Raw genomic sequence first — 25,384 nt, forward strand, 5'->3', positions numbered from 1 at the left:
AGCACGTTCGGCCGGTAGCCGAGTTCTTCCGCCGCCGCCCGGATCTTCTCCGCCGTCTTCTTCGACACCGAGGTCCCTGGCGTGAAATACCGCGAGACCGCCGACTGGCTCACACCCGCAAGCCGCGCAACATCGTTCGACGTGACCTTGTCGTTTGCCATCAGTCCGCTGTCCAACCCCCATCAACCATCAGCGCCGTTCCCGTCACCATCGCCGCGGCATCGCCGGCAAGATAGGTGACGGCGGCCATAATGTCTTCCACGCGACCGATGCGCCCGAGCTTGATTTTCTGCGTTATCCACTGCACCCGCTCGGGATTGGCGAAGGTCTGCTCGGTGAGCGGCGTGCGGATGAAGGTCGGGCAGATCGTGTTGACCCGGATGCCGTGCGGCCCCCATTCGATCGCCATGGACTTGGTGAAGCCTTCGACGGCGTGTTTGGTGGCGGCGTAGACCGCCCGGTCGATGCCGCCGACATGGGCCATCTGCGAGGAGACGTTGATCAGCGAACCGGGCTGGCCGGCTTCGATCAGCCCTTTTGCCACCGCGCGGGTGAGGAAATAGGCGCCGCGCACGTTGAGATCGAAGACGGCGTCGAAATCCGCCGGGCTCGTCGCCACCGCCGGGCCGTGGCGCGCGATGCCGGCGCTGTTGACCAGCACATGGAACGGCCCGTGCGCGGCAATTGCCGCCTCGGTGGCCTCGACATCGGCGACATCCAGCACCAGCGCTTCGGCCGAAAAGCCTTCCCCACTGATCGCGTCCACCGCCTCGCTGAGCTTTTCCGCCGAGCGTGCCGACAGCACCACATGCGCGCCCGCCTCCGCCAGGGCCACCGCGCAGCCGAAGCCGATGCCGGAGGACGCACCGGCCACCAGCGCGCGTTTGCCGTCGAGGCGGAAGGAGGGCGTGCGGGGGATCTCCATCAGGCGGCAGCCTCCCCATAAGGAATATTGCGCCCGCCATAACGGCGCACGCGCACATTGGCCTGTTCGGCATGGCCGACGAAACCTTCGAGCAGGCACAACCGCGAGCAATAAGCGCCGACTTCGGCCGCCGCCGCGTCGGTCGTCACGCGCTGGTAGGAATGGGTCTTCAGGAATTTGCCGACCCAGAGACCGCCGGTATAGCGCCCGGCCTTCTTGGTCGGCAGCGTGTGGTTGGTGCCGATCACCTTGTCGCCATTGGCGACATTGGTGCGCGGGCCGAGGAACAGCGCGCCGTAGGAATGCATGTTCTCCAGGAACCAGTCGTCGCGGTCGGTCATCACCTGCACATGCTCGGAGGCGATGTCGTTGGCAACCGCCAGCATCTCCTCATAGGTATCGCAGACGATGACCTCGCCATAGTCGCGCCAGGAGGCGGTCGCGGTTTCCGTGGTCGGGATGATCGAAAGGATGCGGTCGATCTCCTCCAGCGTCTGCCGCGCCAGCTTGTCCGAATTGGTCAGCAGGACGGAGGGCGAATTGTAGCCGTGTTCGGCCTGGCCGATCAGGTCGGTGGCGCACATTTCCGCGTCCACCGTCTCGTCGGCGATCACCATGGTCTCGGTCGGGCCGGCGAAGAGGTCGATGCCGACGCGGCCGTAGAGCTGGCGCTTGGCCTCGGCGACGAAGGCATTGCCGGGGCCGACCAGCATGTCGACCGGCTTGATCGTCTCGGTGCCGAGCGCCATGGCGCCGACGGCCTGCATGCCGCCGAGCACATAGATTTCGTGCGCGCCGGCCTTGTGCATGGCCGCGACGATCGCCGGATGGGGCTCGCCCTTCTGCGGCGGGGCGGACGCCACGATGCGCGGCACGCCGGCGACCGACGCCGTCAGCACCGACATATGGGCCGAGGCCACCATCGGGAACTTGCCGCCCGGCACGTAGCAGCCGACGGACTGCACCGGAATGTTGCGGTGGCCGAGCACGACGCCGGGCATGGTCTCCACTTCGATATCGGTCATCGAGGCGCGCTGCGCTTCTGCGAAGCGGCGGATCTGCGTCTGCGCGAAGTCGATATCGGCCATGTCGCGCGCCGAGACCTTGGAGATGGCGGCCTCGATCTCGGAGGCGCTCAGCCGGAAGGACGGCGGCGAGAACTTGTCGAACTTCTCCGAAAGATCGCGCACGGCCGCATCGCCCCGCGTCTCGATATCCTTCAGCGTCGCTTCCACCACGGCGCGGACCTTGGCGTCATCCTCGGAGCGCTGTGCCTCGGGCTTGCCGCGTTTGAGATAGGTTACGGTCATGAAAGTCTTCCCTTAGTTGCTCTGGGGCCGCGCGATCCGCACACCGGTCTTGCTGTCGAACAGGTGACAGATCGCGGCGGGGATGGCGGCATGCAGGAGATCGCCGATCGCGGCGCGGTATTCCTTGCCGGACTTGATGGAAACGAGCTGGTCGCCGATGCGGAAGCTCGCCATGGTCGCCTCGCCGAGCAGCTCCATCGAATAGACGTCGGCGCCGAGCTCGCCGCCTTCGGAGACGAGCGTCGCATCCTCCGCGCGAAAGCCGAGCGTCACCGGACCCTTCACATTGGTCTGGAGGCCGCCGATGGTGATGCCCGGTCCACGAAACGTGCCGTTCTCGATATCGCCGGAAACGAGGTTCATCGCCGGCGATCCGATGAAAGAGGCGACGAAGGTGTTGGCGGGGTTGTCGTAGATTTCCGTCGGCGTGCCGACCTGCTGGACGAGGCCCTTGTTCATCACCACCACCCGGTCGGCGAGCGTCATCGCCTCGATCTGGTCATGGGTGACGTAGATGGTCGTGACCTTCAGCGTGTGCTGGAGATTCTTGATCTGGGCGCGGGTGGAGACGCGCAGCTTCGCATCGAGGTTGGACAGCGGCTCGTCCATCAGGAAGGCCGCCGGCTGGCGCACGATGGCGCGACCGAGCGCCACGCGCTGGCGCTGGCCACCCGACAGGGCCGCCGGCCGGCGTTCCAGGAAGTCGACGAGCTCCACCATGCGCGCGGCCTGCATGACCTTCTCGTGATGCAGTTCCTTCGGCACTTTTCGCACACGCAGCGGAAAGCGGATGTTTTCGTAGACGGTCATGTTGGGATAGAGGCCGTAGCTCTGGAACACCATGGAGATGTCGCGGTCCTTCGGCTCCAGCTTGTTGACCATGCGGTCGCCGAGCCAGATCTCGCCCTCGCTGATGTCTTCGAGGCCTGCGATCATGCGCATGGTCGTCGTCTTGCCGCAGCCGGAGGGGCCGAGCAGCACGAGGAATTCCTGGTCGCCGATATCGAGGTTGAAATTGTCGACGCCCACGAAATTGTGCCAACGCTTCGATACGTTCTTGAGGCGGATTTCGGCCATTTGCGATTATCCCTTCACGGCGCCGGCGGTGAGGCCGCTGACGATCTGACGTTGGAAGAACAGGACCAGCACGAAGAGCGGCGCGGTCGCGGAGACCACGGCGGCGACGGCGAACATGACGTTGCCCTCCTGCTGGATCGTGCCGAGGAAGCTCGCGATCTTCGGCACCATGGTCTGGTTGGGCTGGGAGAGCAGCATCGCGGTCACGGCGAAGTCGTTATAGGCGAGCAGGAACGAGAACAGGCCGGTGGTGATGACGCCCGGCCACATGACCGGAATGACCACCAGGCGGAAGGCCTGGAAGCGCGAGCAGCCGTCGACCATCGCGCTTTCGTCGAGGTCTTTCGGGATCGACAGGAAGAACGAGTGCAGCATCCACAGCGTGAACGGCTGGTTGATGGCGACCAGCACGATGATGGCGGTCGGCATGTAGCCCCAGATGTTCATCTCGAAGAACGGCAGCAGGTAGCCGGAGACCAGCGTGATATGCGGCATGGCGCGAAACACCAGCGCCAGCATCAGCAGCCAGAACGTATAGCGGTAGCCGGAGCGCGCCAGCGCATAACCGCCGAGCGTGCCGAAGGTCAGCGACACGACGACCACCGAGACGGTGACGATCACCGTATTGACCACCGAGGAGAAGAAGTCGCGCAGCACCCAGGCGCCGTAATAGCCATCGCCGGTGAAGGCGGAGCCGGTCTGCGCGATGGTGCGCGTGCCCTCGATGGCGAACCACCAACTGTCGCGCGAGAAAAAGTCCTGCTCGACCTTGAACGATCCCCAGACCGTCCAGATGAAGGGGAAGGCCGCCATGAACACCCAGAGGAGCACGAAGCCCGTGGAAAGCGCTGCCAGCGGCAGGGGCAGTCTGCGTTTTGTCGCAATCATCGCGGCGCCCTCATCGACGGTTGAAGTCTCGCCAGGTGCGCACCAGCACTGGCGAAAGAAGAATGATCACGCCGACGATGGTCAGCATCGAAGTGGCCGCCGCCGAGCCGAAGAGCTGGTCGACCTGGCCGCGCAGGTCGTTGAAGATCGACCAGGAGAGCGAGGTGGCATTGGCCTCCGCGCTGAAGCCGACGATCGGTTCGAAGACGCGGAAATTGTCCATGAGCTGCACCAGCCCGACGAAGGTGGCGAGCGGCATGAGATGCGGGATCACCACGAAGCGGATGCGCTCCCAGCGGTTGGCGCCGTCGATCATCGCGGATTCCAGCGTGTCGTGCGGCACCGTCTGCAGGCCGGCATAGAAGACGACGAAGGAGAAGGGCGCATTGTGCCAGATGCCGTAGACGAGCAGCGTGATCCAGGTCATCGCCGCCGAGGATTTCAGAGACAGCGTCGGATCGTTGAGCAGCGTTTGCAGCGTGGCGCCGAGAATGCCCTGCGAGGAGGCCATCCAGTAGACGATGAGCGCGCCCACCAGCGGCGTGACGATCATCGGCAGGAGCGAGAAGAAGATGACCGGCCCTTTATAGAAAGGCGGAATGGCATCGACGCCGAGCGCGATGCAGAAGCCGAGCAGCATGGCGAACGGCGTCACCACGAACGTGTAGGTGAGCGTGAAGGCGAGTGCGCGGTAGAAGGGCAGGTTGTAGATGCGCGCGGCGGCATCCTTGAAACCGGCATTGTCGGACAGGATCGCGCCGATCTCGCTGACGGCCAGGTGGTTGCGGTCGAGATAGGTGCCGAAGCCGTTGAAGCGGCCGAGGGGCTCCTCGTTGCGCAGCTTCTCGGTTGCCTCCGCGTCGACGCGGGTCTCCTTGGTGCAGCCGGCAAAGGGCGTGCAGGTCTCCACCTCGGTCACGACCCGCTCGTGCTGGACATAAAACGACTGCACCGCGACCGAGATGATCGGCAAGGCGATGAAGAGCAGCATCGCCACGAGCGACGGCATGATGAAGGCAAAAAAAGCCCTGTGCGGCATGCGCCTTCTCCTTGCTCAAAGTTCCGTGTTGCATGGATCCCGCGGGGCGCGGGACGTATCGGCGGCAAGACCTGCGGGAGCGCCGGAGGGGCCAGCGCTCCCGCCGGGCCTCACTTCAGGAAGCCACCCTCGCGGGCGGCCACACTATAGGATGCCTCGACATCCTTCAGCGCCTCTTCGGCACTTTCGCGCCCCTGCATGAACTCCGCCAGTTCCGAGCCGAGCGCGGAATGCAGGAGGCCCATATAGGGCATCATCGGATAAGGCTTCGCACCGCCAGTTGCGGTTTCCAGCACGCCGACCGCGACGGGGCCGGGCTTGTAGTCCTTGGTGAGCCACGTCGCGAGGTTCGGGTTCTGCTGCCCCACCTCCGGCCGGATGGCATAGACCATGGCGCGGAAGGAGGCTTCCGCATCCTCGTCGGAAATGTTCTTGGCAATCGAGAAGCCGTCCCACCAGAGCGCGCCCGCCGGCGTCGAGCCGCCGCCGACCGTGGGGGCCGCCGCCAGCACCGTGTTGTTGGCGATCTCGGCCGGCGTCTTGGCCGGATCGATCACGCCGCTGGCCAGCGACCCCCAGCCGTTGACGATCGCCGCCTTGCCGGCGACATAGACCTTGATGATCTCGTCGGCATTGTAGGTCATGTAGTCGGGGTTCATGTACTCGGTCATCGCCTTCATGGTGGCGAGCGTGGCGAGGCCCTTCTCGTTGTTGATGGCCGCTGCCGCCGAACCCGGCGCGAAAAGCTCGCCGCCGTAGCCCAGATACATGTTGACGAATTCCGCCGCGAGGTCCCAGCCGGCCTTGTCGGAGGCGGCAAGCGGATAGTCCATCAGGCCCTTTTCCTTGATGACCTTGGCGGCCGCGAGAACGTCCTCATAGGACTTCGGCGGCTGGAGGCCGGCCTTTTCCAGGATGTCCTTGCGGAAGAACAGGTGCTGCGAATTGCCCATGAAGGCGATCGCCATCACCTTGCCGTCGAGCTTGATGAGCTGCGTCGGCTGGAGATCCTGGCCGTACTTCGCGACGAGATCGTCGAGCGGCCGCAAGAGCCCTTCGTTGAGGAGCGGCACGATCGAATTGTTCGCGATGACGGCGACGGTATATTCGGCCGGATTGATCTTCAGCGCCGGCACCTGGAGGTTCTTGTGCTCGGTCGTCTGGTTCATGCTGACCTTGACCGTCGCGGAAGCGCATTTTTCCGCCTCCGCGCCGACGAGGCGCAACGCCTCGAAATCGTTGGAAAGGATGCGCACGGAGCCCTTCTCGATGCCACAGTCTGCCCTGGCGGGCTGAGCCGCCACGAGGCCTGCGACGAGGAGGGCAGCGGTCGATGCGAAGAGTGTCGATTTTCTCATGTTCCCACTTTCTTTGTTGGCGGCGCGCCTCGCCTGGAGGCGGACGCCGCATTGCTCCCGCGCCTTTTTCCGGCGCTTCATGTCGTCATGATAGGCAATTTGCATACGTATGCAAGTAATTTCGCAAGCGTATGCAAAATTCTTCGGCCGAGGCCCTGCGAGGCCCCGCGACTAGCGCAGGACCTGGATGAGCACGCCGAATTCGTTGAAGGTCGTCCACTCCTTGGTGACGCGGTTGCCCTCGATCAGCCAGTGCGTGATGCCCCAGATATTGACCTCGCGCCCGGTCGGCTCGCCGTAGCGGCCGAGCCCGCGATGGGTGCCGGTCATCGACCAGCGGGTGGCGACGACGAAGCCTTCCTGCGCATTGCCCATCCAGTAGAGGTCGTCCACCGAATAGAGCACGTCCGGGAACATGGCGAGCTGCGACAGCATGAAGGAGCGAAGCTGCCCCGTGCCGCGGAAGATGCGGCTGCCGGTCTGCTGCGAGACGATGCCCGGATGATAGACCTGGTCGAGCGCGCCGAGATTGCGCCGGTTCCACATCGTGTGCAACGCGGCGCGCACGAACTCTTCCGGATTGTCGCGGATCTCCGTCGGCACCGCCACCTTTTCCGGCTTGCCCTGCCCCACCGTGCGCTTCGGCTCGCCGCCGAGGAAGTCGCGCGGCAGGCCGGCCGTCACGCCGGACGAGGCCGCGCGCTTGGCCGTCTCGACCACATCGAAGCCGAGCTGCTTGACCACTTCCGCCGTGTCATAGACGACGTGCTCGTAGAAGATCTCGTTGTCGCGGGCCACGCAATTCGCCATGCAAAGGAACTGCACGCGGCGCCCGGTCGGCGCGCCGTAGCGGCTGAAGCCGGTATTGGTGCCGATGATCTGCGAGCGGTGCGAGGTGTGAAAACCGATCGCGTCGTCGCCGGCCCAGACCACGTCTTCCGCGACGATGCGGATATCGGGAAAGGCATTGTTCAGCGAGGTCGTGTCGGCGACGATCTTGTCGCGGCCGACCTGAAGGGCGAGGTCGTCCCACACCAGACAGTCATGGCTATAGGTATCATAGATATAGCCGATGTCCTTTTCTTCCCAGATCTGGTGCGTGATGCGGATGATATAGTCGATGATATTGACATATTGCGGCTCGAAGCCGGTGAGCCGCTGCTTGACCAGATGGTCCGGCGAGCGCCCGATGAAGGCATCCGTGCCGCCGCGCCGGTAGGCGTCGAGCGAGATCGCATAATCGCGCGGCATGTGCTCGGGCGACAGCGGCCGGAACCGCGACCGGCCCTGCTTGGCCTCCGTGCGCCCCTTGGCGGCGGGCGCCTCCTCGTTGGTCAGGGCCTGCTTGCCGACGACCTTTCCCGACTGCTCGTTCATCATCTTCCCTCGTTTTGCATTCGTATGCATAAATAAACACGAGATGCGCGATCGGTCAACACAAAATGACTGTTCGGTCATAAAGTTTCTGCTTCCACAGTCATTGACAGGGCGAAAACCGTGACCGCAGGCCATTTTACCACAAGCCCATCCGCAGCGTCAGGATGGAAAATTGCTTGGAAAGCCGGACTTCCGCGGCCGAAGATCCGGGCAAAACGCCCTACGAAACGGAAAAAATCCGGCCAGAAGATTGACCGAACAGTCAAAACGCCGCGCCGGTTGACATGCAATAAAATCATTGCATATTAATCCGCATGGAACCCGAGCAACTGGACCGGATCTTCAAGGCGCTGGCCGACCCGACGCGCCGGCGGATCATCGACCAGCTGCGCGCCCGGCCGGACCAGTCGCTGTTCCAGATCTGCGCCGGCGCCTTCGCCACGGAAGGCAAGACGCTGTCGCGCCAGGCGATGAGCCAGCATCTCGACATGCTGGAAGCGGCCGGGCTCATCCGCGTCTCCTGGTCGGGCCGAACGAAAATCCACGCGCTCGACCTCGCCCCCCTGCGCGCGGCGACGCAGGACTGGCTGCAACAACACCTTCAGGAGGAGTGAACCATGCGGATCTACGTCATGAGCGTGCTGGTCGACGACCAGGCGAAGGCGCTCGATTTCTACACCACCATGCTCGGCTTCCAGATCAAGAACGACGTGCCCGTCGGCGAATACCGCTGGCTCACCGTCGTCTCGCCGGAAGACCCCGCCGGCACCGAGCTGCTGCTGGAGCCGAGCGAGCACCCCGCCGCAAAACCCTTCAAGACCGCGCTCGTCGCGGACGGCATCCCCGCCGTCTCCTTCCAGGTCGACGACCTCCATGCCGAATATGAAAAGCTGCGCGAGCGCGGCGTGCGCTTCACCCAGGAGCCGATGGATGCCGGCCCGGTACTGATGGCGATCTTCGACGACACCTGCGGCAACCTGATCCAGCTCGTCGAGATGACCGGCAAATAAGAAGCCGGCATGGGCTGAATGTCGGTTGGTCCTATTCGTCGTCGGGATTGTCGTCGGAGGTCCCGAGCGGCACCTCCGCCGCCATTTCCTGCCGGCTGAGCAGCCCGGCATCTTCCAGCGCCTCGATGTCCGGAAGGTCGCGCAGCGTCTTGAGGCCGAAGGCGGCCAGGAACTGCCGCGTCGTCACATAGGTGTAGGGTGCGCCCGGCGAGGGGCTGCGCGGCCCGGAGGCGATGAAGCCCGCTCCCCGCAGCGACGCGATCGTATCGCGCGACACGTCCTTGCCGAATATCTTCGACAGCTCGCTGCGGGTAATCGGCTGATAATAGCCGACCGCCATCAGCACCATCGCCTCGAACTGCGACAGGCTCGGCATCATGGAGCGGGTGGTTGCGGCAGAGGCCCGGATGGTCCCCGCATAGCGCGTGCGCGTTCGATGCTGCCAGCCGCCGGCAACCGCGACGATCTCGTAGGGCCGGTCGCCGAGGTCTTCCTTCAGGTCGTCGATCAGCAGGTCGATGCTGCAATCCTTGCCCACCACGCGGGCCAGCGTCTCGCGGCCGACGGGTTCTTCCGAGGCGAAGATCACCGCCTCGATGCGCAGCATCCATTCCCGCCAGCGCATCGGCGCCGGCAGATCCTCCAGCTCCCGGTCAAACAGCCGCTCGCTCGCCGCACTCGCTTTCAATCGTCCGGCCATGGTCACAACCCGAAAATGCGGAACGACGAGCGCCCCGACAATTCACGCACCGCGCCAAAGCTCTCCAGCCGTTCGAACAGCCGGGTGCTCGCCCAGCGCGACAGGTTCATGCCCGGCGCGGAAGCCGCCACGGCATCCTCGTCCAAAAGCTTTCGGATCACCGCACCGCCGCCCTTGGTGCGCACCTTCGGGGCGACGGCGACCAGCCGGTCGGCGCGGCGCGCAATGTCGTTTGCCGCGCGCAATGCCCCGCTCGCCCCCTCCACCAGCGCCAGGCAGACGGCGCGCGGGAAGGCGGGCTCGCCCGGCCGCACGCGCCCCCTGCCCCCGAGCGTCTTGAAGGCCGGGCCGTAGCGCTCCGCCATCAGCAGCGGCAGGGCGCGCGGCCATTTCAGCGTTTCGGCGATGACGGCATCGGCCAGCATCCAGGCGAGCGGCTCGGCATCCGGACGCCCGGCATGGATGGTCGAGACGAGGTCCGCCGCCGCGAAGGGCGCCGGGCGCGCGGACTGGAGCGCCGCATCCACATGGTCGACGGCCGCGGCAAGCTGCTCGTCCCAGGCGAGGCCGAGAAGATCGGCCAGTTCGGCGATCGCCTTCGATGAAAAGGCCGCCTTGCGCGACGAAATCCTCTTGAAGGCGAGAAGCACCTTGCCGGCCGGCCCCGCATCGTCTCCCGCCGCGGTCAGCAGCGCCGCGTCGCGCAGTGCCGCCTCTTCCTCGTTGCGCCCCATCAGCCGCACCGCCGCCGCCGCGCAGGCCAGCGCCTGGCGCGAGCGCCAGCAGCCGAGCCACACGGGGTCCGCCCGCACGAGGTCGTCCAGCCCTTTCAGGGCGATGCCGGCCGAGAAGGCTGCGTCGATCTCACCCGGCTCGCGCCCGCGCGGCAAGGCCCAGGCGGGCAGGGGAGCGAGCGGCGGCAGGGCCGGGGCGGGTTTGGCAGCGGGCGAATCCATGCGGGCGATGTTACAGCCGCCGTGCGAGGTGCGCCACTCTTTTCCGGCAAAACCGCACGCTATGGCGAAGGGGCATAATGACGGATAAACTTGCCTTATCGCTCGCCATGGTCTTTATAGAAAGAATGCCCCGAATCATCGCGCAAAACACCGAAAATCTTGCTGCCGAAGCTGATGTCCCCGAGGATGTTTCGCCGCAGGCGCCTGTGGTCGCGGAGCCCCCTCCCCTGCCCGGCCATTTGCAGGATCTCACCGATCGCGCCCGCTCCTATGTCGAGGCCGCCAGCTCCGCCAATACGCGCAAGGCCTATGCCTCGGACTGGAAGCATTTTTCCGCCTGGTGCCGGCGCCAGAACCTGTCGGTGCTGCCGCCGGATCCGCACATCGTCGGCCTCTACATCACCGCCTGCGCCTCCGGCACGGCGGAGCGCGGCATGAAGGCCAACACGGTCTCGACCATCGAACGCCGCCTCTCCTCGCTCTCCTGGAACTATGCCCAGCGCGGCGGCGAAAGGCTCGACCGCAAGGACCGCGCCATCGCCACCGTGCTCGCCGGCATCCGCAACAAACATGCCGCCCCGCCCCGCCAGAAGGAGGCGATCCTGCCGGAAGACCTGATCGCCATGCTGGAGACGCTGGAGCGCGGCACGCTGCGCGGCATGCGCGACCGGGCCATGCTGCTGGTCGGCTTTGCCGGCGGCCTGCGCCGCTCCGAGATCACCGGGCTCGACCTCGCCCGCGACCAGACGGAGGACGGCCGCGGCTGGATCGAGTTTTTCGACAAGGGCCTGCTGGTGTGCCTGCGCGGCAAAACCGGCTGGCGCGAGGTGGAGATCGGCCGCGGCTCGTCGGATGCCACCTGCCCGATCGCCGCCCTCGAAACCTGGATTCGCTTCGCCCGCATCGCCAAAGGTCCCCTCTTCCGCCGGGTGACCGGCCAGGGCAAGGAGGTCGGCCCGGATCGGCTCAACGACCAGGAGATCGCCCGCCTCGTCAAGAAGACCGCCATCGCCGCCGGCGTCGGCGGCGATCTGTCGGAGGCCGAGCGCGCCCGAAAATTCGCCGGCCATTCGCTTCGCGCCGGCCTTGCCTCCTCCGCCGAGGTCGACGAGCGCCACGTCCAGAAACAGCTCGGCCACACCACCGCCGAAATGACCCGCCGCTACCAACGCCGCCGCGACCGCTTCCGCATCAACCTCACCAAGGCCGCGGGGCTCTGAGTCTCAGGGGGCAGGACCACGCCGCCTTCCCCTTCTCCCCTCGGGGAGAAGGTGGCCCGAAGGGTCGGATGAGGGGGTGGCGCAGAGGGGCCATGCGATCTTCAACGTCCGCGACGTCCCCCTCATCCGCCTACCGGCACCTTCTCCCTGAGGGGAGAAGGGTATGTGGCATCGTCCTGCCCCATAGGCTGCCTTGTTCACGGCAGAGGCGGCAGCGCCTTGAACGGGTCGAGCACCGGCACGCCGAGCGGCTCGAAATGGCGGATGTTGCGCGTCAGCACGGTCAGGCCGTGCACCTCCGCGGTGGCGGCAATGGCGATGTCCTCGAAGCCTGGATCATGGGCGCGGGCCTGGTCGAGCATGCGGCCGGCGGCGCGCGCGCAGGCGAGGTCGAAGGCCAGCAGCTTGTCCGCATAGAGATATTCGATCGCCTGCCACCAGTCCCTGAGCGCCCGCGCCTTGCTGGTCGCGCCCTCGCGCTCCGCCTTGGTGATGCCGGAGGCGACCTCCGCGGCGGTCACAACGGAGAGGAAGAGCAAAGGGCTCGCCCTGTCGAGCCAGTCGACCAGCGCCCCCTCCCCGCCCCGCTTCGATGGTGCCAGCGCCGAGATGACATTGGTATCGACGAGATACATCAGAGATCGACGGCGCGCGGCGGCTTGCCGGCCCGGGCAGGAATATCGCCCTCCTCGCCGGGAAAGGCGGCAAGCAGCTGCCCGAAACTCGGCACATGCGACAGCTTCTCATATTCCTCATAGGACAAAACCACCGCCTGCCGCCGCCCATGCCGGGTGATGACCGCCGGGTTGCCGCGCACCGCTTGGTCCACGACGGCGGACAGTGTCGCCTTGGCGTCCTTCAACGGGATTTCCCGCATGGCTTTGCCTCATATGACTATAGTAGTCATATAGCGTGCCCGAGACCGAAAGACAAGGCAGTGGCATGACACCCCCCTCTGTCCTGCCGGACATCTCCCCCTCAAGGGGGGAGATCGGCAAGGGGCAAAAACCCTACTTAAACTGCACCCTCTGTAGAGGGCAAAACGGTGCTCCATCCAATCTCCCCCCTTGAGGGGGAGATGCCCGGCAGGGCAGAGGGGGGTGTTGCTCGCACGCGCGGATTCGGCAACCCGCAGCCCCTGAAAAGCCAACGACTCCACCAAAGAGGCTGGATTCAAGACATCCTCTCACCCGACCCCCACCAAAACCCTCACCCGTTGAGCAACCCGCCCACCGCTTCCGCCTCCGGCTTGCCGTCGATCGTTGTCACGCCCTCCAGCCACGGCGTCACCGCGTCGGGATGCGCCTTCAGCCATTCGGTTGCGGCGACCTCGGCGTCCTTGCCGTCGTTCAGGATGGCGCCCATGATTTCGTTTTCCATGGGCAGCGTGAAGCGCAGGTTGGTGACGAATTTTGCGACGTTCGGGCATTCGGCCGCGTAGCCGGCGCGGATGTTGGTGTAGATGTCGGCGCCGCCGTAGTTGGGAATAGTCGTCTCCGCCGGAGAGATAGTTGATCTGGTAGACAGAGATGAAGACGCGGTCGTTCGGATGCACGACGAGCGTGGTGGCCGGATGCTCGATGATGGCCGGGCCGGTCACCTCGTGGCCGGGTTCGAGCAGGTCCATTTCGTAGAGATTGGCCCTGTGCCAGCGCCCGCCGATATAGGCCTCGCGCGTGCCCTTGTGGGCGCTCACCGGATTGGCGGTGCCGAGCGGCCGGCGGATGAGCGTCGGCTTGATCTTGTCGGCCGTGGCGATGACGCCGAGCTCCATCAGCGAGAAGCCCGCCTCGCCATATTTCGAGACGCGGTGGTTCGCCTTGGCATAGACCTCCTCGAACTGGGCGAGCACGGCGCGCATGTCGTCTGCCGAGTTGACAGCTGGCAACGGCGCGATGACCTCGACGCCTTCGAGCTGGCCCGTATAACGCGCCATGAAGAAGGGCACCGTCTTGATCTTCTCGCGCGCATGGCCGTCGGCCAGCATTTCATCGACCGCCGCCCTTTCGAGATCGCTCCAGACCTTGGTGATCTGGCTGCCGGCGGCAACGAGCCGGTCCTCCGTGGCGCGCGCCGAAATGTCGATCTGGGTAGAGACCGAGTGGCGGCGCATGTAATCCGCCGTGGTGCAGCCGAAGGCGGAGAAGCCGGCGGCGAACTGGAAGGTGATGATGTCCTTGAAGCCGATGCCCTTGGAGCAGCCGGCAAGATGCAGCGGACCGGAGCCGCCGAAGGAGAGTAGCGTCTGCACGCCATATTTGAAGCCGTATTTCTTCGACGCATCCTCGATGCCGCGCAGCTGCTTGCGGCCGCGCGACGTCGCATAGGCCTCGATCAGCACTGAATTCAGCCGCGACTGTTCGCGGATGACCGGGCGCACCTCATGGCTGGTATAGACGGTGATCTCGGCGCCGGCCTTTTCGACCTCCTCGCGGCAGATTTCCGCGATGCGCTTTTCATGCACCGGGTTCACATGGGAGAAGATCGTCATGATGCAGATGGCATCGACCTTGTCCTTGATCAGCGCGCGGGCAGCCTTCACCACGTCGGCATCATAGAGCGGCAGAACGACATCGCCGAAATGGTCGATGCGCTCCGTCACGCCATGGGTGCGCCGGCGCGGCACGAGGGGATCGGGGTGATGGTGGGTGACGGCATGCAGCCGGTCGGCATAGGAATAATCGGCCCAGGCCTGCAAGCCGCGGCCCATCAGGATCATGTCCTCCATGCCCTTGGTGGTAATGAGGCCGAGCCTGCGGCCGGTGCGCGACAGCAGCGTGTTGAGCATGCCGGTGCCGGAATAGAGCACGACGTCGACGCCGGAAAACAGGCTTTCGAGCGAAATGCCCCAGGCCTCGGCTGCGTCAAGGGAGGAGGCGACAAAACCCTCCGCCTCGTCTTTCGGCGTCGTTGCCGCCTTGCCGATCTTGAAGTGTCCATGACGATCGACGAGGATCGTGTCGGTCATGGTGCCGCCCGCGTCGATGCCAATCACAATCGGGTTTTCCAAGTCCTTGCCCTCCGAGACTTTCGATGGGGGAAGACTAGGCTCGGGCAAGGGCGGGGCGCCATATGCCGAAAGGCACAATGACGGCGGGGCAGGGGGATGCTAGATCAGAGCATGCGCGCAGAGTTTTGGCAGAACCTTGCCGTCGCGATCGCCGCGACGGGAACGGACGAGCACGTCGACCGGCTGATCGACATGATCGGCGCCGTCGTCTCGCCCGACCTCATCACCGTCACGCGCTATTCGGCGACCCGCCGGCCGGAATTCGTCAAGCACCGCGGCTATTCGGAAGAGATGGTCGCGCGCTACCTCGAAACCTACTATGTCTTCGACCCCTTCTATGCCCATTGGCGCGGCGAGCGGCGCACCGGCATCGTGCCCCTGAAGAGCCTCGCCAGCGACCGCATGAAACGCGGCCGCTACATTGCCGAGTTCCTCGCCCAGTCGGAAATCTGCGACGAGATCGGCGTGCTGCTGGAGGATGGCGACGACTGGTGCCTCGGCATCTTCCTCGACCGCTCGCGCCAGCCCTTCCGCGATGCCGACGTGGACCTGCTCAACGAACGTTTTTCCGTCTTCGCCGCCCTGCACGCGCTCGACACGAAAACCCGCCAGCCCTCCTACAGCCGCAGCGCGACCCCCACGGCGCCCGGCGCGGTGCCGGCCAACGGCCCCGTCATCGCCGCCGCCCTCTGGCCGGAACTGTCCGCCCGCGAGCTGGAACTGGTGGAACTCGTGCTGAACGGCCACCCCACCGCCACCATCGCTGCCCGCCTCGGCATCGCCTCCGGCACGGTCAAAAACCACCGCGCCCGCATCTACGAAAAACTCGACATCACCACCGAGCGGGAACTCTTCCTCCACTTCTTCCACCGCAGCCAGCCGCATTGAGGGGGTGTTGACAGGTGTCAACGGGTAGGGGGCGCTTTGCGATCGTGGTCGGGGTCCCGGCCCGCCGTCCCGTACGATACGCCGACCCCACCCACCAACGTCATCCTCGGGCTTGACCCGAGGATCCATGCCACACCCTCAAGGCCTGCAGTGATGCGTGGATCCTCGGGTCAAGCCCGAGGATGACGGAGGAGAGGGTGGCGAGGATGGATAGGACCAGAGGGAGAGGAGGGTGGAAAGGACGAAAAGGAGGATAGGAGGAGGGGACCAGAGGAGGAGAGGCTGGAGAGGATGGAGACAAAAGAGAGGCCGCCGGGCTTGGCCTTCTACCTCCGGCTCTCAATCCCCCACCGGCACATAACCCCGCCGGCACTTCCGCACGGCCAGCCGCTCCGCATCCCGCCACGCCTCCGCCAGACTTCGCTTCGCCTCCACCCGCTCGCGGGAAAAGACGCCGATGCGGCCCCATTCGCGCACCAGCAGCGCGGTGCCGAACAGGTCGCGCGTCACCGTCAGCCGATAGAAGCGCTGCATGTTGCGCGCCGGATCGCGGCGTTCGAAATGGCTTGACCTCGTCTCATCCATGGCGCCGAGTCTCGCCGGGGAAGAGAATCGCGTCCAACGACTTTTCGGAATCGGTCCGCGCGGATCGATTCATGTGCGTGATGGGTCGGCGATGTTGACAGGTGTCAACGCGACCGTGGTGAATCCGGTGGATGACCGCGGAGGCGGCAGGGGCGAAAAGCCCAGTTTTCCAGCCTCGCGCCGGGTCCGGCGTTAAGATTTCGTTAACCAAAAAACGCTTGACGCGACTCGGAAGCTGCCGCACCGTCCCTAACGGAACCGGGCGAAGATTGTGACTTTCGCCGTAACTGCCAAAAGCATCTGTAGATTCTCCCGTCCCCGCATATCCCCGGGGTGGAGAATCGGAGACACTATAGGCGAGACGATCCGCCCGATCATGACGGGACAGGGGGATTGAGCCCAAAGACTGGGCAAGGAACGGAGACTGCGGATGGCCAAGCCGTCGGAGACAGCGTTGGGAGAACAGGTGCCGCTTCGCCCGGCCGACGAGACCATTGCGGAAGATGCGCATGCGCTTTCCGTGCAGCTCCAGGCGATGCGCGACCGGCTCTTCCCGCCGACCTCGCAGAAGACGCTGCGCAGCTTCACCTCCGGCGAGGCGGCGCGGCTGATCGGCGTTTCGGACGGCTACCTGCGGCAGATCTCGCTGGCAGGGGAGGGGCCTGAGCTTGCGACCGGCCCCGGCGGGCGGCGCATGTATTCGCTCGCCGATATCGACGCGCTGCGCCATCACCTCGCCGAGCAGGCCCGCGCCAAGGGCAATGCAGCGAAAGCCCGCGCCTATGTGAAATGGCGCGACCCCGCGCGCGGCGAACACCTGCAGGTCATCTCCGTCACCAATTTCAAGGGCGGCTCCGGCAAGACGACCTCCTCCGTGCATCTCGCCCAGCATCTGGCGATGACCGGCCACCGGGTGCTCGCCATCGACCTCGATCCGCAGGCCTCGCTTTCGGCGCTCTTCGGTTACCAGCCGGAACTCGACCTCGTCGGCAATGACACGATCTACGGCGCGATCCGTTACGACGCGGAGGTGCGCCCGCTCTCGGCGATCATCCGGAAAACCTATTTCCATAATCTCGATCTGGTGCCCGGCAATCTGGAGCTCCAGGAATTCGAACATGCGACGCCGCGCGCGCTGACCGAGCGCAAGGCCGGCGAGGCGCATGGCCTGTTCTTCACACGGGTGCAGGCGGCGCTCGCCTCGGTCGCCGACGATTACGACGTGGTGGTGATCGATTGCCCGCCGCAGCTCGGCTACCTCACGCTGTCGGCGCTCTGCGCCTCCACCTCGGTCATCGTCACCGTGCATCCGCAGATGCTCGATGTCGCCTCGATGAGCCAGTTCCTGTTCATGACATCGGACCTGCTTGGCGTGGTGCGCGAGGCGGGCGGCCAGCTCAATTTCGACTTTTTGCGCTACCTCGTCACCCGCTACGAGCCGCATGACGGGCCGCAGGCGCAGATCGTCGGTTTTTTGCGCTCGCTGTTCGGCAACCGGGTCCTGACCTCGGCCATGCTGAAATCCACCGCCGTCTCGGATGCCGGCCTCACCAAGCAGACGCTCTACGAGGTCGGCCGCGAAAACTTTTCGCGCGGCACCTATGACCGGGCGATGGATTCGCTGGAGGCCGTCAACAGCGAGATCGAACAGTTGCTGCACACTGCATGGGGACGCGCATGATGACCGGCCGCGACCGCAAGAATTCCATCAAGGCCCTGTTCGGCGGCGATATCCTGCCGGCCGGCGAGGTGGCACCCGAGACGAAATCGCTGCCCGCCGCCGGCGAGCCCGGCCGCACGTCGTCGGGCGCCGTCAAGGCGATGGGGCTGACGCTGTCCTCGATCACGCGGGAAGCCGAAGAGGCGCGGGCGCTGCGCCAGGCGCTGGAGGAGGGCGAGCGCATCGTGGCGCTCGATACCGACCGCATCGAAGCGTCCTTCGTCAACGACCGGCTCTCCGACGAGGAGCGCGACGATGCGGATTTCCTGGCGCTGGTCGACAGCATGCGCGACAGCGGCCAGCAGGTGCCGATCCTCGTTCGCCCCGCACCTGCCACGGATGGAGGAGGGGAGGGCCGCTACCAGGTCGCCTATGGCCATCGCCGCCTGAAGGCCGCGCGCCGCCTCGGCCAGAAGGTCAAGGCGATCGTGCGGGCTTTGTCCGACGAAGAGCTGGTGCTGGCGCAGGGCAAGGAGAATGCCGAGCGGCGCAACCTGAGTTTCATCGAGCGCGCGCTGTTTGCGCAGGCGCTGGTGGCGCGCGGCTTCGAGCGCCGGCTCGTGGGCGATGCGCTCGCCGTGCAGAAGAGCGAGCTGTCGCGCCTGCTTCAGGTGGCCGACAGCGTGCCCATCCGTTTCGTGCGCGAGATCGGCCCGGCGCCGAAGGCGGGGCGCGAGCGCTGGATGGCGCTGGGCGCGCTCTTCGAGAACGGCAACGGCGCGGAAATCGAGAAGGCCGATGACGAGGTCACGTCCGAGCAGTTCCGCCGGGTCGGCAGTGACGAGCGGTTCCAAAAGCTGTTCGACCGGCTGATGCATCGCGCGCTGAAGGCGGCCGCGGCGGTGGAGGAAATCCGCAAAGCCGATGGCGGGCTTCTCGCCAAGGTGGAGCGCAAGGGCAAGGCGGTGCGCATCGCGTTCCCGCCGGATGTCGACCCGGCCTTCATCGCGCGGCTGACGGCGCGGCTGGAAGAGGATTATGCGGCTTTTCTCGCTGCCCGGAAGGGCGAAATAGCGGGGAAAAGCTGAGCCCGAGACACACTGATTCGGCCGTGTGAACGGCCGGCAACACCCAGAGAAACCAGCGGAAGGAAGCGCGGAGACAAGAAAAAAGGCCCCCAAAACGTCACCATTTCGGAAGCCCTCTTCTATGTAGCAATTCGAGAGAATCACTTCCAAGGGTCAAAGTCAAGCGTCGTCGGCATCTGATGCTGCACGGCACAAGGGACTTCGCCTGCCTGAGCGGCGGCGTTGACGGGACCTCCTTGCCTCTCAAAAGAGGACCCGACCATGATGGAGCAGATTGCAACGACGCCTTTCGGCGGCGGGCGGATGAGTGCGCGCCTTTTCATGCGGCAGCGCGAAGCGGCGGAGCGGCAGGAAAAGCTGCGCGCCGGCGGCGGCGGCAACGACAATGGGCGTGCCGACAAGTGGCAGCTCATGCGCGCCGTGACGGAGGCGCGCGGCGTCTTCGGCATCGGCGACCGCACGATCAGCGTGCTGGAGGCGCTCGTCTCCTTCGCCAATGAGCGCGAGCTCGATGGCACGGCGCCGATCATCGTTTTCCCGTCCAACCGCGAGCTTTCGCTGCGCGCGCGCGGCATGGCCCCGGCGACGATCCGGCGGCATCTGGCGGCGCTCGTCGAGGCCGGCTTGATCTTCCGCCGCGACAGCGCCAACGGAAAACGCTTCTGCCGGCGTGACGAGAAGGGCGCGCTGGAGGATGCCTTCGGCTTCGATCTCGCACCGCTGGCGCTGAAGGCCGGCGAAATCTTCGAGGCGGCCGAGCGTGCGCGCGCCGAGGACAGGGCCATCCGGGCGCTGAGGAGCGAAGTGACGCTGCACCAGAGGGATATCGCCAAGATCATCGCCACGGCGCTGGAAGAGGGCAGGGCGGGCGATTGGCTCGGTCTTGCCGCCCGCCTCGCCGATCTCGTGGCAGGGCTTGGCCGGCGTGCCGCCGCAGACATCCTGGCCACGCGCCGCGACGGCCTCCAGCGCCTTCGGGCCGAAGTGGAAAACGCTTATCTCTCAAGCCTTTCAGAGCAAGAAATGAGCGGCAGTGCGCATCAATCTGAGCAGCATATTCAGAATTCAAACACAGACCAACCTATTGAACCATATGGCCGAGAAAATGAAACGGCGAAGGCGGCACCCGAGCAGAAGATGGCGATCAGCCTCGACCGGCTGATGCGGCTCTGCCCGCAGATCGCCGATTATGCCCGCAGCGGCGTGAAAAGCTGGACGGACCTCGTGGCGGCGGCGGATCTGGTGCGCTCGATGCTGGGCATTTCGCCTGATGCCTGGCGCAAGGCGAAGGCGGCGATGGGGGATGCGGCGGCCGCGGTGGTGATCGCGGCGCTTCTGGAGCGCGGCGAGGCCATCCGCTCGCCCGGCGGCTATCTGCGCGACCTCACCGACAAGGCGGAACGTTCGGCCTTCAGCATCTATCCGATGGTGCAGGCGTTGGAACGCGGGCAGGGGCGGACGTGACGCGGTCCCTGGTGTCTGGAGTGATACCATCGCCACTTGTCCCCTTCTCCCCCGCGGGGAGAAGGTGCCGGCAGGCGGATGAGGGGGAGGCTACGGGCGCGAAACGGCAAAATGATCCGTCGACGCCACCCCCTCATCCGACCCTTCGGGCCACCTTCTCCCCGCGGGGGAGAAGGGAAGGCTGCATCGTCGGAACGGTGGGACGCGGTTGACAGCTGTCACACGCCCGCTCCCGGCAAATTGCGCGCAAAAAAAAGGGCCGACGGAAAACCGTGGCCCTTGAAGTGTGAAGGTCAAAAACCTCCAGAGGGGAACAGCTGATGCGATGGACTGGGAGGAACCATCACGTGCATCAACTGCAGGCACTATGCCCAACTTTTGACCTTTTGATAAACATTTTTTGTGCAGTGCAGCTATGCAGGAACGCGAGGGCTGGTTGCCCTCACTTCAGCCGCACATCCAGCCCGAGCGCCTCGGCGATGAAGATGGTCTGGTCGATGGTGATGATGGCGTCCTTGAGGTGGATGGTTTTGAGCTCGATCGCGCTGAGATCGCTTCCCCGGAGGTCGCAGCCGGTGAAATCGGCATTGTGCAGGAGCGCGCCGGAGAGGTCGGCATTGCGGATCGATCCCGAGCGGCACTGGGCGCCCGTCAGGTCCGCCTCGCGCAGCCTCGTGCCGGAAAACGAGGCGCGGCCGAGATCGGCATGGGCGAGGCCCGCAAAGGACCAGTCGCCCTCGACCACCTTGATCGTGTCGAAGGCGCAATCCTCAAAACGGCTGCCGACGAATTTGCAATTGGTGAAGCTGGCATCGAAGAACTTGCAGGCGACAAAGGTGCAGTTGACGAAAGCGGCATCGCGGTGGACCGAGGCGTTGAAGCGGGCGCTGCGGAACACGCAGTCGGAAAAGACGCTGCCGATATTCTCCGCCTCCGTCAGGTCGAGATCCGAAAACAGCGTGTCCGCATGACGCTCCCGCTCAAGTTTGCGGCCGTACCAGTCGGCGCGGGTGATCGTGGTTTGCGGATGCTGACCGCTCACAGCTCCTCCAGCGTATCGCCGAAGCGTTCGATGCCGCGCAGGCGGGTGCGGCCGGCGGCTCCGGCGCGCTCGATTGCCCGCGTCGTAATGAGGTGGCAGACGGCCATGACGGAGACGTGGTTGAAGAGGGGGCCGGGGGCGAGCGTCTGGCAGCGGAAATGCCAGGTGGCGCTCGCCCGGTGGGCGACGCCCTCGTCGGTGATGTAGAGCAGTTTCGCGCCGCTCTTTTCGATGGCCGAGAGGATCGCCTCCATCTGCGCGATGCGGCGGCGCAGGCCGAAGACGATGGCAACGTCGCGTTCGGTGACGCTGACCAGGTGTTCGCCGAGCGTCTGGCCGGCGCCGGGGATGGCGACGATGTTTTCGGCGACCTGCGTCATCTGCCATTGCAGGTAATCGGCAAAGGGGTGGGAGCTGCGAAAGCCGACGACCCAGGTCTTTCGCGCCTCCAGCACGGCGTCGGCCACCGCGTTCACCTGCGCGTCGGTGATGGTGGCGAAGGTGCCTTCGAGATTGGCGATGCCCTGGGCGACGTGGGCGGCCACCGACTGGTCGCCGGCCGCATCCGTCGAGGTGGCGAGGAACAGGCGCGAGCCGGTCTGGCGCTCGTCGCGGGCATGGCGGCGCGCCTCCTCGTAATTCTCGTAGCCGAGGCGGCGCACGAAGCGGGTGACGGTGGCATTCGAGACCTGGGCGAGCCGCGCCAGTTCGGAGGCGGAATAGCTCGCAAGTTCACCCGGAAAATCGCAGACGAAATCGCCCAGCCGCCGCTCCGCCGGATGCAGGTCGTCCAGCGCATCCCTCACCCTGAACAGGAACGAACGATCCGTCGAACTCATCTCACCCCAAAGCCTCGTTTGCCATCGCCTGCTTGTAACGGAGGGACCGGCCTTCGGGAAGAACAGGGCGCTCACAAGTTTCTCTTGAAAAACGCATTTCTCGAAGGCATAGTATGAAAATTGATTTTCACGCTGATGCCAGGAGGAGGAGACTATGGCAGCAGAAGGTATGGTGCAGTCCGGCAAATCATCGCCGGTCATTCGGCAACTGGAAGGCGCGCTCACCCGGATTGGAGTGACCGGGGCGCACAAACAGATCATCGCATTGGTGCTGATCGGCTGCCTGTTCGACAGTTTCGAGCAGAACACGATCGGCGTGTCGGGGCCGCTCCTGAAGGAGCACTGGGGCCTGACGGGCACGGATATCGGCTTCCTGAACACGATCACCTTCGGCAGCGCTGCCATCGGCCGCCTGCTTTCGGGCATTCTCGGCGACCGCTACGGCCGCCGCGTCATGCTCACCGTCAACCTGCTCTTGTTCTCGCTCGGCTCGGCGGCCTGCGCGCTGGCGCCGGACTTCATGTTCCTGTGCATTGCGCGCGCCATCGTCGGCTTCGGCGTCGGCGGCGAGATTTCGACCGCCGTCACCATGCTGTCGGAATTCTGCTCGCCAAAGTTCCGCGGAACGGCGGCCGGCCTCGTCAATGTGGGCGCGGGCGGCTTCGGCAACTTTCTCGCACCCGTCTACGGGCTGATGATCTTCAGCATCTTCCCCGGCGAGGATAGCTGGCGCTGGCTCTTCGCCTCGCTGGCGCTGCCCGCCCTGCTCGTCGTGTTCTACCGCCGCTACGTGCCGGAAACGCCGCGTTTCCTTGCCTCGCAAGGGCGGATAGACGAGGCGAACAAGGTGCTCTCGGTGCTGGAATCCGGGTCGCTGCGGCCGAAAAACCTGGTGGTGCGCGAGCACCTGACGAAGGACCAGGCGACGGACGCGCCGCCGACCAAGGGCGCCTGGAAGGAACTGTTCCGCGCTCCCTTCCTCGGCCGCATCGTGCCGGTGTCCATCGCCATCCTGATGAGCTATGGCGCCCAGCTCTCCGTGCTGACGCTGATGCCGGTCATCTTCGTCTCGATGGGTTACACGCTGCAGGGCAGCCTGCTCTACAGCATGATCATCCAGAGCGGCAGCGTGCTCGGTGCCATTGCGGCCTCGATGTTCGGCTACTACTTCCCGCGCAAGCGCGTGCTGACCATCGGCGCGATCTGCGCCTGCCTGGCAGCGCTGTCGATCATGTATCTCGGCACCACCATCTATCTGGTGCTGTTCTTCGGCGCGCTCTTCCAGTTCTTCGTGCTCCTGCTCAACACGTCCATCTGGATCTACGCGCCGGAACTGTTCCCGACCCGCATCCGCGCCTTCGGGGTGGCCTTCATCCTGGCCTCGGGCTCGGCGGCCGGTTCCTTCGTGCCCACCATTTCCGGCGCGCTGTTCGACCATTACGGCATGGTCGGCGTGTTCGGCCTGGCGGCGGCCATGTATGCGGTCTTCGCGGTGTGCATTCGTCTGGGACCGGAAACCTACGGCATGTCGATGGAAGACATCACGCAGCGTGCCGATGCCACCACCGAAAGCCCGGAGCTTGCCGTGCAACCCCTGAAAGCTGGAGCTTGAACCAAGCATGACCCCGCACATCCTGTTGATCAATCCCAACAGTTCCGAGGCGACGAGCGAGATGATGCACGCCATCGCGCTCAACGCTCTCGCCGGCAGGCTGGCGGTGAAAACCGTCACCGCCAGCCGGGCGCCCTCCATGATCGTCACGCCCGAGCAGCTCACGGCATCCGCCGCCGAGGTGGTCGAGCTGGGCACGGCGCATGGTAAGGAGTGTGTGGGGATCATCGTCAGCGCCTTCGGCGATCCCGGCCTTGCCGAGCTTCGCCGCAAGGTGGCGGTTCCGGTGGTCGGCATCTGCGAGGCCTCGATGATCGAGGCCTCGGAGGGTGGACGCCGGTTCGGCGTGGCGACCTCCACGCCGGATCTGGCCGAGGCGATCGGCCAGCGGGCGCATGATCTCGGCCTTGCCCATCTCTATACGGGCATCCGCTGTACGGCGGGCGATCCGGTGACGCTCGCCGCCGATCCCGCCCTGCTCATCGAGGCGCTCGCCGGTGCGGTCGGCGCGTGCATCGGGGAGGACGGCGCGCAGGCCGTGGTCATCGGTGGCGGCCCGCTCGGCGAAGCCGCCAAGGCACTCCGCCCCCGCTTCGGCAAGCCGGTGCTCGGGCCGATCCCGTCGGCCGTCGAGCGCATCGTCGGCCTCATTGGCGAGGCCGAACGGGTGTCCAGGGCGATCTAGTCGAGGATCGCCATCTTCAACTCGGCGTCGCGGCCGAGTGTCGTCATCCACTCGGTGAACTGCGGCCGGCTCTTGATCTGCCGGCCGTAATGGCGTCGGAGGGCGGCCGTCAGGTCGCCTTTTCGGCTGAGCTGTTCATCGGCAAAACCCACCATCTGCGAATTCGGCCAGGCCTGCGGGCGGATGGCGACGAGGCGGGCGAACAGGCTTTCGGCCGGCTCGTCCGGGTTCGCCTGCGCCATCAGCGTCAGCATGGCGGCCGTCGAGCGCGACACGCCCATATGGCAATGGACCAGAAGGTGGCTCGGCCCCTTGGCATCCTGCCGGGCCTGGAAATCCGTGCCGAAGCGCAGGATTTCCTGCGTGTGGTCCGGGTGCGGCATCACGCGCTCCGGCGCGGCGGCGATGATGTCGTGGAAGCGCAGCGTGGTGCGGTGATGCGTGCCATAGGCCAGGAAGGCTTCCAGCTCCGGATAGTCCGGATCGATGATGGAGAGCACATGGGTGACGTTGCGCGTGCCGTGGCCCGGCAGTTCATCGATCCCGCACACCGTCAATTCCGGCGTAAAAACCACATCCATGTCCATCTCCAACACTGCGTTTCGGCTTTGCCGCAGATAGCACCTGCGCCGCCCGCCCGGCAAACCTATT

At 65.3% G+C, this 25,384-nt stretch carries 25 protein-coding genes and 2 pseudogenes; 9 read left to right on the forward strand and 18 right to left on the reverse strand.

The annotated features are described in order from the left end of the window. From AC1RWL_RS31540 to AC1RWL_RS31575, 8 genes are all read right to left on the reverse strand, one after another. On the reverse strand, nucleotides 1-161 hold a 161-nt coding region (locus tag AC1RWL_RS31540; RefSeq protein ID WP_493097491.1), incomplete at its 3' end, for a LacI family DNA-binding transcriptional regulator. Beyond that, nucleotides 161-925, reverse strand: coding sequence for an SDR family NAD(P)-dependent oxidoreductase (locus tag AC1RWL_RS31545; RefSeq protein ID WP_493097432.1), 765 nt, complete (start codon nucleotides 923-925; stop codon nucleotides 161-163). The genes AC1RWL_RS31540 and AC1RWL_RS31545, both read right to left, overlap by 1 nt. After that, entirely contained in the window at nucleotides 925-2,235 is a 1,311-nt protein-coding gene (gene hisD / locus AC1RWL_RS31550) for a histidinol dehydrogenase (protein WP_439629508.1), read from the reverse strand. The genes AC1RWL_RS31545 and hisD overlap by 1 nt, the downstream gene beginning before the upstream one ends. 12 nt (nucleotides 2,236-2,247) lie before the next feature. Next, nucleotides 2,248-3,312 (reverse strand): ABC transporter ATP-binding protein, encoded by a 1,065-nt coding sequence (locus tag AC1RWL_RS31555; RefSeq protein ID WP_439617136.1) that lies wholly within the window; start codon nucleotides 3,310-3,312, stop codon nucleotides 2,248-2,250. Between the two features lie 6 nt (nucleotides 3,313-3,318). After that, nucleotides 3,319-4,200, reverse strand: a complete 882-nt coding sequence (locus tag AC1RWL_RS31560) for a carbohydrate ABC transporter permease (RefSeq protein ID WP_493097433.1) — start codon at nucleotides 4,198-4,200, stop codon at nucleotides 3,319-3,321. A 10-nt stretch (nucleotides 4,201-4,210) separates the two neighbouring features. Continuing rightward, nucleotides 4,211-5,239 carry a carbohydrate ABC transporter permease gene (locus tag AC1RWL_RS31565; RefSeq protein WP_256120344.1) on the reverse strand — a complete coding sequence of 343 codons (1,029 nt, stop codon included), beginning with the start codon at nucleotides 5,237-5,239 and terminating at the stop codon, nucleotides 4,211-4,213. 110 nt (nucleotides 5,240-5,349) lie between these two features. Beyond that, complete coding sequence (locus AC1RWL_RS31570; RefSeq protein WP_493097434.1) at nucleotides 5,350-6,597, reverse strand: ABC transporter substrate-binding protein; 1,248 nt, start codon at nucleotides 6,595-6,597, stop codon at nucleotides 5,350-5,352. 171 nt (nucleotides 6,598-6,768) lie between these two features. After that, the gene (locus AC1RWL_RS31575; RefSeq protein WP_439617134.1) at nucleotides 6,769-7,977 is read right to left on the reverse strand and encodes an ester cyclase; all 1,209 of its coding nucleotides are present in this window, start codon (nucleotides 7,975-7,977) and stop codon (nucleotides 6,769-6,771) included. Between the two features lie 311 nt (nucleotides 7,978-8,288). Here AC1RWL_RS31575 and AC1RWL_RS31580 point away from each other — a divergent pair, with 311 nt between their 5' ends. Both AC1RWL_RS31580 and AC1RWL_RS31585 read left to right on the forward strand, forming a co-directional pair. Further along, nucleotides 8,289-8,588: an ArsR/SmtB family transcription factor gene (locus tag AC1RWL_RS31580; protein ID WP_493097435.1), complete on the forward strand. Its 300-nt coding sequence runs from the start codon at nucleotides 8,289-8,291 to the stop codon at nucleotides 8,586-8,588. Nucleotides 8,589-8,591: 3 nt separating this feature from the next. Further along, on the forward strand, nucleotides 8,592-8,984 hold the full coding sequence (locus AC1RWL_RS31585) for a VOC family protein (protein WP_493097436.1): 393 nt from the start codon (nucleotides 8,592-8,594) through the stop codon (nucleotides 8,982-8,984). A 31-nt stretch (nucleotides 8,985-9,015) separates the two neighbouring features. Here AC1RWL_RS31585 and scpB read toward each other — a convergent pair whose 3' ends face one another. Both scpB and AC1RWL_RS31595 read right to left on the reverse strand, forming a co-directional pair. Beyond that, a complete protein-coding gene (gene scpB, locus AC1RWL_RS31590; protein WP_493097437.1) occupies nucleotides 9,016-9,684 on the reverse strand; it encodes an SMC-Scp complex subunit ScpB in 669 nt (222 codons plus the stop codon). Nucleotides 9,685-9,686: 2 nt separating this feature from the next. Further along, on the reverse strand, nucleotides 9,687-10,640 hold the full coding sequence (locus AC1RWL_RS31595) for a DUF1403 family protein (RefSeq protein ID WP_493097438.1): 954 nt from the start codon (nucleotides 10,638-10,640) through the stop codon (nucleotides 9,687-9,689). A gap of 125 nt (nucleotides 10,641-10,765) precedes the next feature. Between AC1RWL_RS31595 and AC1RWL_RS31600 the strand changes: the two genes are divergently transcribed. Next, nucleotides 10,766-11,860, forward strand: a complete 1,095-nt coding sequence (locus AC1RWL_RS31600; protein ID WP_493097439.1) for a tyrosine-type recombinase/integrase — start codon at nucleotides 10,766-10,768, stop codon at nucleotides 11,858-11,860. Nucleotides 11,861-12,057: 197 nt separating this feature from the next. On the opposite strand, the gene AC1RWL_RS31605 is transcribed toward AC1RWL_RS31600, so the two are convergent. The 4 genes and pseudogenes from AC1RWL_RS31605 to AC1RWL_RS31620 form a co-directional block, all read right to left on the reverse strand. Next, nucleotides 12,058-12,495 (reverse strand): type II toxin-antitoxin system VapC family toxin, encoded by a 438-nt coding sequence (locus AC1RWL_RS31605; protein WP_256120336.1) that lies wholly within the window; start codon nucleotides 12,493-12,495, stop codon nucleotides 12,058-12,060. After that, the gene (locus AC1RWL_RS31610; RefSeq protein WP_493097440.1) at nucleotides 12,495-12,737 is read right to left on the reverse strand and encodes a type II toxin-antitoxin system Phd/YefM family antitoxin; all 243 of its coding nucleotides are present in this window, start codon (nucleotides 12,735-12,737) and stop codon (nucleotides 12,495-12,497) included. The genes AC1RWL_RS31605 and AC1RWL_RS31610 overlap by 1 nt, the downstream gene beginning before the upstream one ends. A gap of 332 nt (nucleotides 12,738-13,069) precedes the next feature. Continuing rightward, nucleotides 13,070-13,382: pseudogene (locus AC1RWL_RS31615) on the reverse strand (glycine betaine ABC transporter substrate-binding protein); the annotation flags it as partial. Next, nucleotides 13,356-14,870: pseudogene (locus AC1RWL_RS31620) on the reverse strand (hydantoinase/oxoprolinase N-terminal domain-containing protein); the annotation flags it as partial. The pseudogenes AC1RWL_RS31615 and AC1RWL_RS31620, both read right to left, overlap by 27 nt. 96 nt (nucleotides 14,871-14,966) lie before the next feature. Here AC1RWL_RS31620 and AC1RWL_RS31625 point away from each other — a divergent pair. Beyond that, complete coding sequence (locus tag AC1RWL_RS31625; protein WP_256120329.1) at nucleotides 14,967-15,758, forward strand: helix-turn-helix transcriptional regulator; 792 nt, start codon at nucleotides 14,967-14,969, stop codon at nucleotides 15,756-15,758. 339 nt (nucleotides 15,759-16,097) lie between these two features. Here the strand turns inward: AC1RWL_RS31625 and AC1RWL_RS31630 are convergent, their stop codons facing one another. Beyond that, nucleotides 16,098-16,343, reverse strand: a complete 246-nt coding sequence (locus AC1RWL_RS31630) for a WGR domain-containing protein (protein ID WP_493097441.1) — start codon at nucleotides 16,341-16,343, stop codon at nucleotides 16,098-16,100. Between the two features lie 430 nt (nucleotides 16,344-16,773). On the opposite strand from AC1RWL_RS31630, the gene repA reads away from it, so the two are divergent. The 3 genes from repA to repC all read left to right on the forward strand — a co-directional run bounded on the left by repA (nucleotide 16,774) and on the right by repC (nucleotide 20,555). Then, nucleotides 16,774-18,024, forward strand: coding sequence for a plasmid partitioning protein RepA (gene repA, locus AC1RWL_RS31635; protein ID WP_256119141.1), 1,251 nt, complete (start codon nucleotides 16,774-16,776; stop codon nucleotides 18,022-18,024). After that, nucleotides 18,024-19,091 carry a plasmid partitioning protein RepB gene (gene repB, locus AC1RWL_RS31640; RefSeq protein ID WP_493097455.1) on the forward strand — a complete coding sequence of 356 codons (1,068 nt, stop codon included), beginning with the start codon at nucleotides 18,024-18,026 and terminating at the stop codon, nucleotides 19,089-19,091. Before repA ends, repB begins: the two co-directional genes overlap by 1 nt. Nucleotides 19,092-19,352: 261 nt before the next feature. Next, a complete protein-coding gene (gene repC / locus AC1RWL_RS31645; protein WP_493097442.1) occupies nucleotides 19,353-20,555 on the forward strand; it encodes a plasmid replication protein RepC in 1,203 nt (400 codons plus the stop codon). Nucleotides 20,556-20,997: 442 nt separating this feature from the next. Here the strand turns inward: repC and AC1RWL_RS31650 are convergent, their stop codons facing one another. Then, a complete protein-coding gene (locus tag AC1RWL_RS31650) occupies nucleotides 20,998-21,597 on the reverse strand; it encodes a pentapeptide repeat-containing protein (RefSeq protein ID WP_493097443.1) in 600 nt (199 codons plus the stop codon). Further along, entirely contained in the window at nucleotides 21,594-22,436 is an 843-nt protein-coding gene (locus tag AC1RWL_RS31655) for a MurR/RpiR family transcriptional regulator (RefSeq protein WP_435269117.1), read from the reverse strand. The genes AC1RWL_RS31650 and AC1RWL_RS31655 overlap by 4 nt, the downstream gene beginning before the upstream one ends. A 154-nt stretch (nucleotides 22,437-22,590) precedes the next feature. On the opposite strand from AC1RWL_RS31655, the gene AC1RWL_RS31660 reads away from it, so the two are divergent. After that, nucleotides 22,591-24,048: an MFS transporter gene (locus tag AC1RWL_RS31660; protein WP_493097444.1), complete on the forward strand. Its 1,458-nt coding sequence runs from the start codon at nucleotides 22,591-22,593 to the stop codon at nucleotides 24,046-24,048. Between the two features lie 7 nt (nucleotides 24,049-24,055). Further along, the gene (locus tag AC1RWL_RS31665; RefSeq protein ID WP_493097445.1) at nucleotides 24,056-24,733 is read left to right on the forward strand and encodes an aspartate/glutamate racemase family protein; all 678 of its coding nucleotides are present in this window, start codon (nucleotides 24,056-24,058) and stop codon (nucleotides 24,731-24,733) included. On the opposite strand, the gene AC1RWL_RS31670 is transcribed toward AC1RWL_RS31665, so the two are convergent. Continuing rightward, nucleotides 24,730-25,314 carry a tyrosine phosphatase family protein gene (locus AC1RWL_RS31670; RefSeq protein ID WP_439617313.1) on the reverse strand — a complete coding sequence of 195 codons (585 nt, stop codon included), beginning with the start codon at nucleotides 25,312-25,314 and terminating at the stop codon, nucleotides 24,730-24,732. The two genes, AC1RWL_RS31665 and AC1RWL_RS31670, sit on opposite strands and share 4 nt — an antisense overlap. Between the last annotated feature and the right edge of the window lie 70 nt (nucleotides 25,315-25,384).

This window comes from Shinella sp. GW821-FHT10F02 (assembly GCF_058809275.1).

Excerpts from the sequence above, each read along its gene's own strand:
- AC1RWL_RS31545 (WP_493097432.1), bottom strand. The coding sequence starts at position 925 with ATGGAGATCCCCCGCACGCCCTCCTTCCGCCTCGACGGCAAACGCGCG.
- hisD (WP_439629508.1), bottom strand. The coding sequence starts at position 2,235 with ATGACCGTAACCTATCTCAAACGCGGCAAGCCCGAGGCACAGCGCTCC.
- AC1RWL_RS31555 (WP_439617136.1), bottom strand. The coding sequence starts at position 3,312 with ATGGCCGAAATCCGCCTCAAGAACGTATCGAAGCGTTGGCACAATTTC.
- AC1RWL_RS31560 (WP_493097433.1), bottom strand. The coding sequence starts at position 4,200 with ATGATTGCGACAAAACGCAGACTGCCCCTGCCGCTGGCAGCGCTTTCC.
- AC1RWL_RS31565 (WP_256120344.1), bottom strand. The coding sequence starts at position 5,239 with ATGCCGCACAGGGCTTTTTTTGCCTTCATCATGCCGTCGCTCGTGGCG.
- AC1RWL_RS31570 (WP_493097434.1), bottom strand. The coding sequence starts at position 6,597 with ATGAGAAAATCGACACTCTTCGCATCGACCGCTGCCCTCCTCGTCGCA.
- AC1RWL_RS31575 (WP_439617134.1), bottom strand. The coding sequence starts at position 7,977 with ATGATGAACGAGCAGTCGGGAAAGGTCGTCGGCAAGCAGGCCCTGACC.
- AC1RWL_RS31580 (WP_493097435.1), top strand. The coding sequence starts at position 8,289 with ATGGAACCCGAGCAACTGGACCGGATCTTCAAGGCGCTGGCCGACCCG.
- AC1RWL_RS31585 (WP_493097436.1), top strand. The coding sequence starts at position 8,592 with ATGCGGATCTACGTCATGAGCGTGCTGGTCGACGACCAGGCGAAGGCG.
- scpB (WP_493097437.1), bottom strand. The coding sequence starts at position 9,684 with ATGGCCGGACGATTGAAAGCGAGTGCGGCGAGCGAGCGGCTGTTTGAC.
- AC1RWL_RS31595 (WP_493097438.1), bottom strand. The coding sequence starts at position 10,640 with ATGGATTCGCCCGCTGCCAAACCCGCCCCGGCCCTGCCGCCGCTCGCT.
- AC1RWL_RS31600 (WP_493097439.1), top strand. The coding sequence starts at position 10,766 with ATGCCCCGAATCATCGCGCAAAACACCGAAAATCTTGCTGCCGAAGCT.
- AC1RWL_RS31605 (WP_256120336.1), bottom strand. The coding sequence starts at position 12,495 with ATGTATCTCGTCGATACCAATGTCATCTCGGCGCTGGCACCATCGAAG.
- AC1RWL_RS31610 (WP_493097440.1), bottom strand. The coding sequence starts at position 12,737 with ATGCGGGAAATCCCGTTGAAGGACGCCAAGGCGACACTGTCCGCCGTC.
- AC1RWL_RS31625 (WP_256120329.1), top strand. The coding sequence starts at position 14,967 with ATGCTAGATCAGAGCATGCGCGCAGAGTTTTGGCAGAACCTTGCCGTC.
- AC1RWL_RS31630 (WP_493097441.1), bottom strand. The coding sequence starts at position 16,343 with ATGGATGAGACGAGGTCAAGCCATTTCGAACGCCGCGATCCGGCGCGC.
- repA (WP_256119141.1), top strand. The coding sequence starts at position 16,774 with ATGGCCAAGCCGTCGGAGACAGCGTTGGGAGAACAGGTGCCGCTTCGC.
- repB (WP_493097455.1), top strand. The coding sequence starts at position 18,024 with ATGACCGGCCGCGACCGCAAGAATTCCATCAAGGCCCTGTTCGGCGGC.
- repC (WP_493097442.1), top strand. The coding sequence starts at position 19,353 with ATGATGGAGCAGATTGCAACGACGCCTTTCGGCGGCGGGCGGATGAGT.
- AC1RWL_RS31655 (WP_435269117.1), bottom strand. The coding sequence starts at position 22,436 with ATGAGTTCGACGGATCGTTCGTTCCTGTTCAGGGTGAGGGATGCGCTG.
- AC1RWL_RS31660 (WP_493097444.1), top strand. The coding sequence starts at position 22,591 with ATGGCAGCAGAAGGTATGGTGCAGTCCGGCAAATCATCGCCGGTCATT.
- AC1RWL_RS31665 (WP_493097445.1), top strand. The coding sequence starts at position 24,056 with ATGACCCCGCACATCCTGTTGATCAATCCCAACAGTTCCGAGGCGACG.
- AC1RWL_RS31670 (WP_439617313.1), bottom strand. The coding sequence starts at position 25,314 with ATGGATGTGGTTTTTACGCCGGAATTGACGGTGTGCGGGATCGATGAA.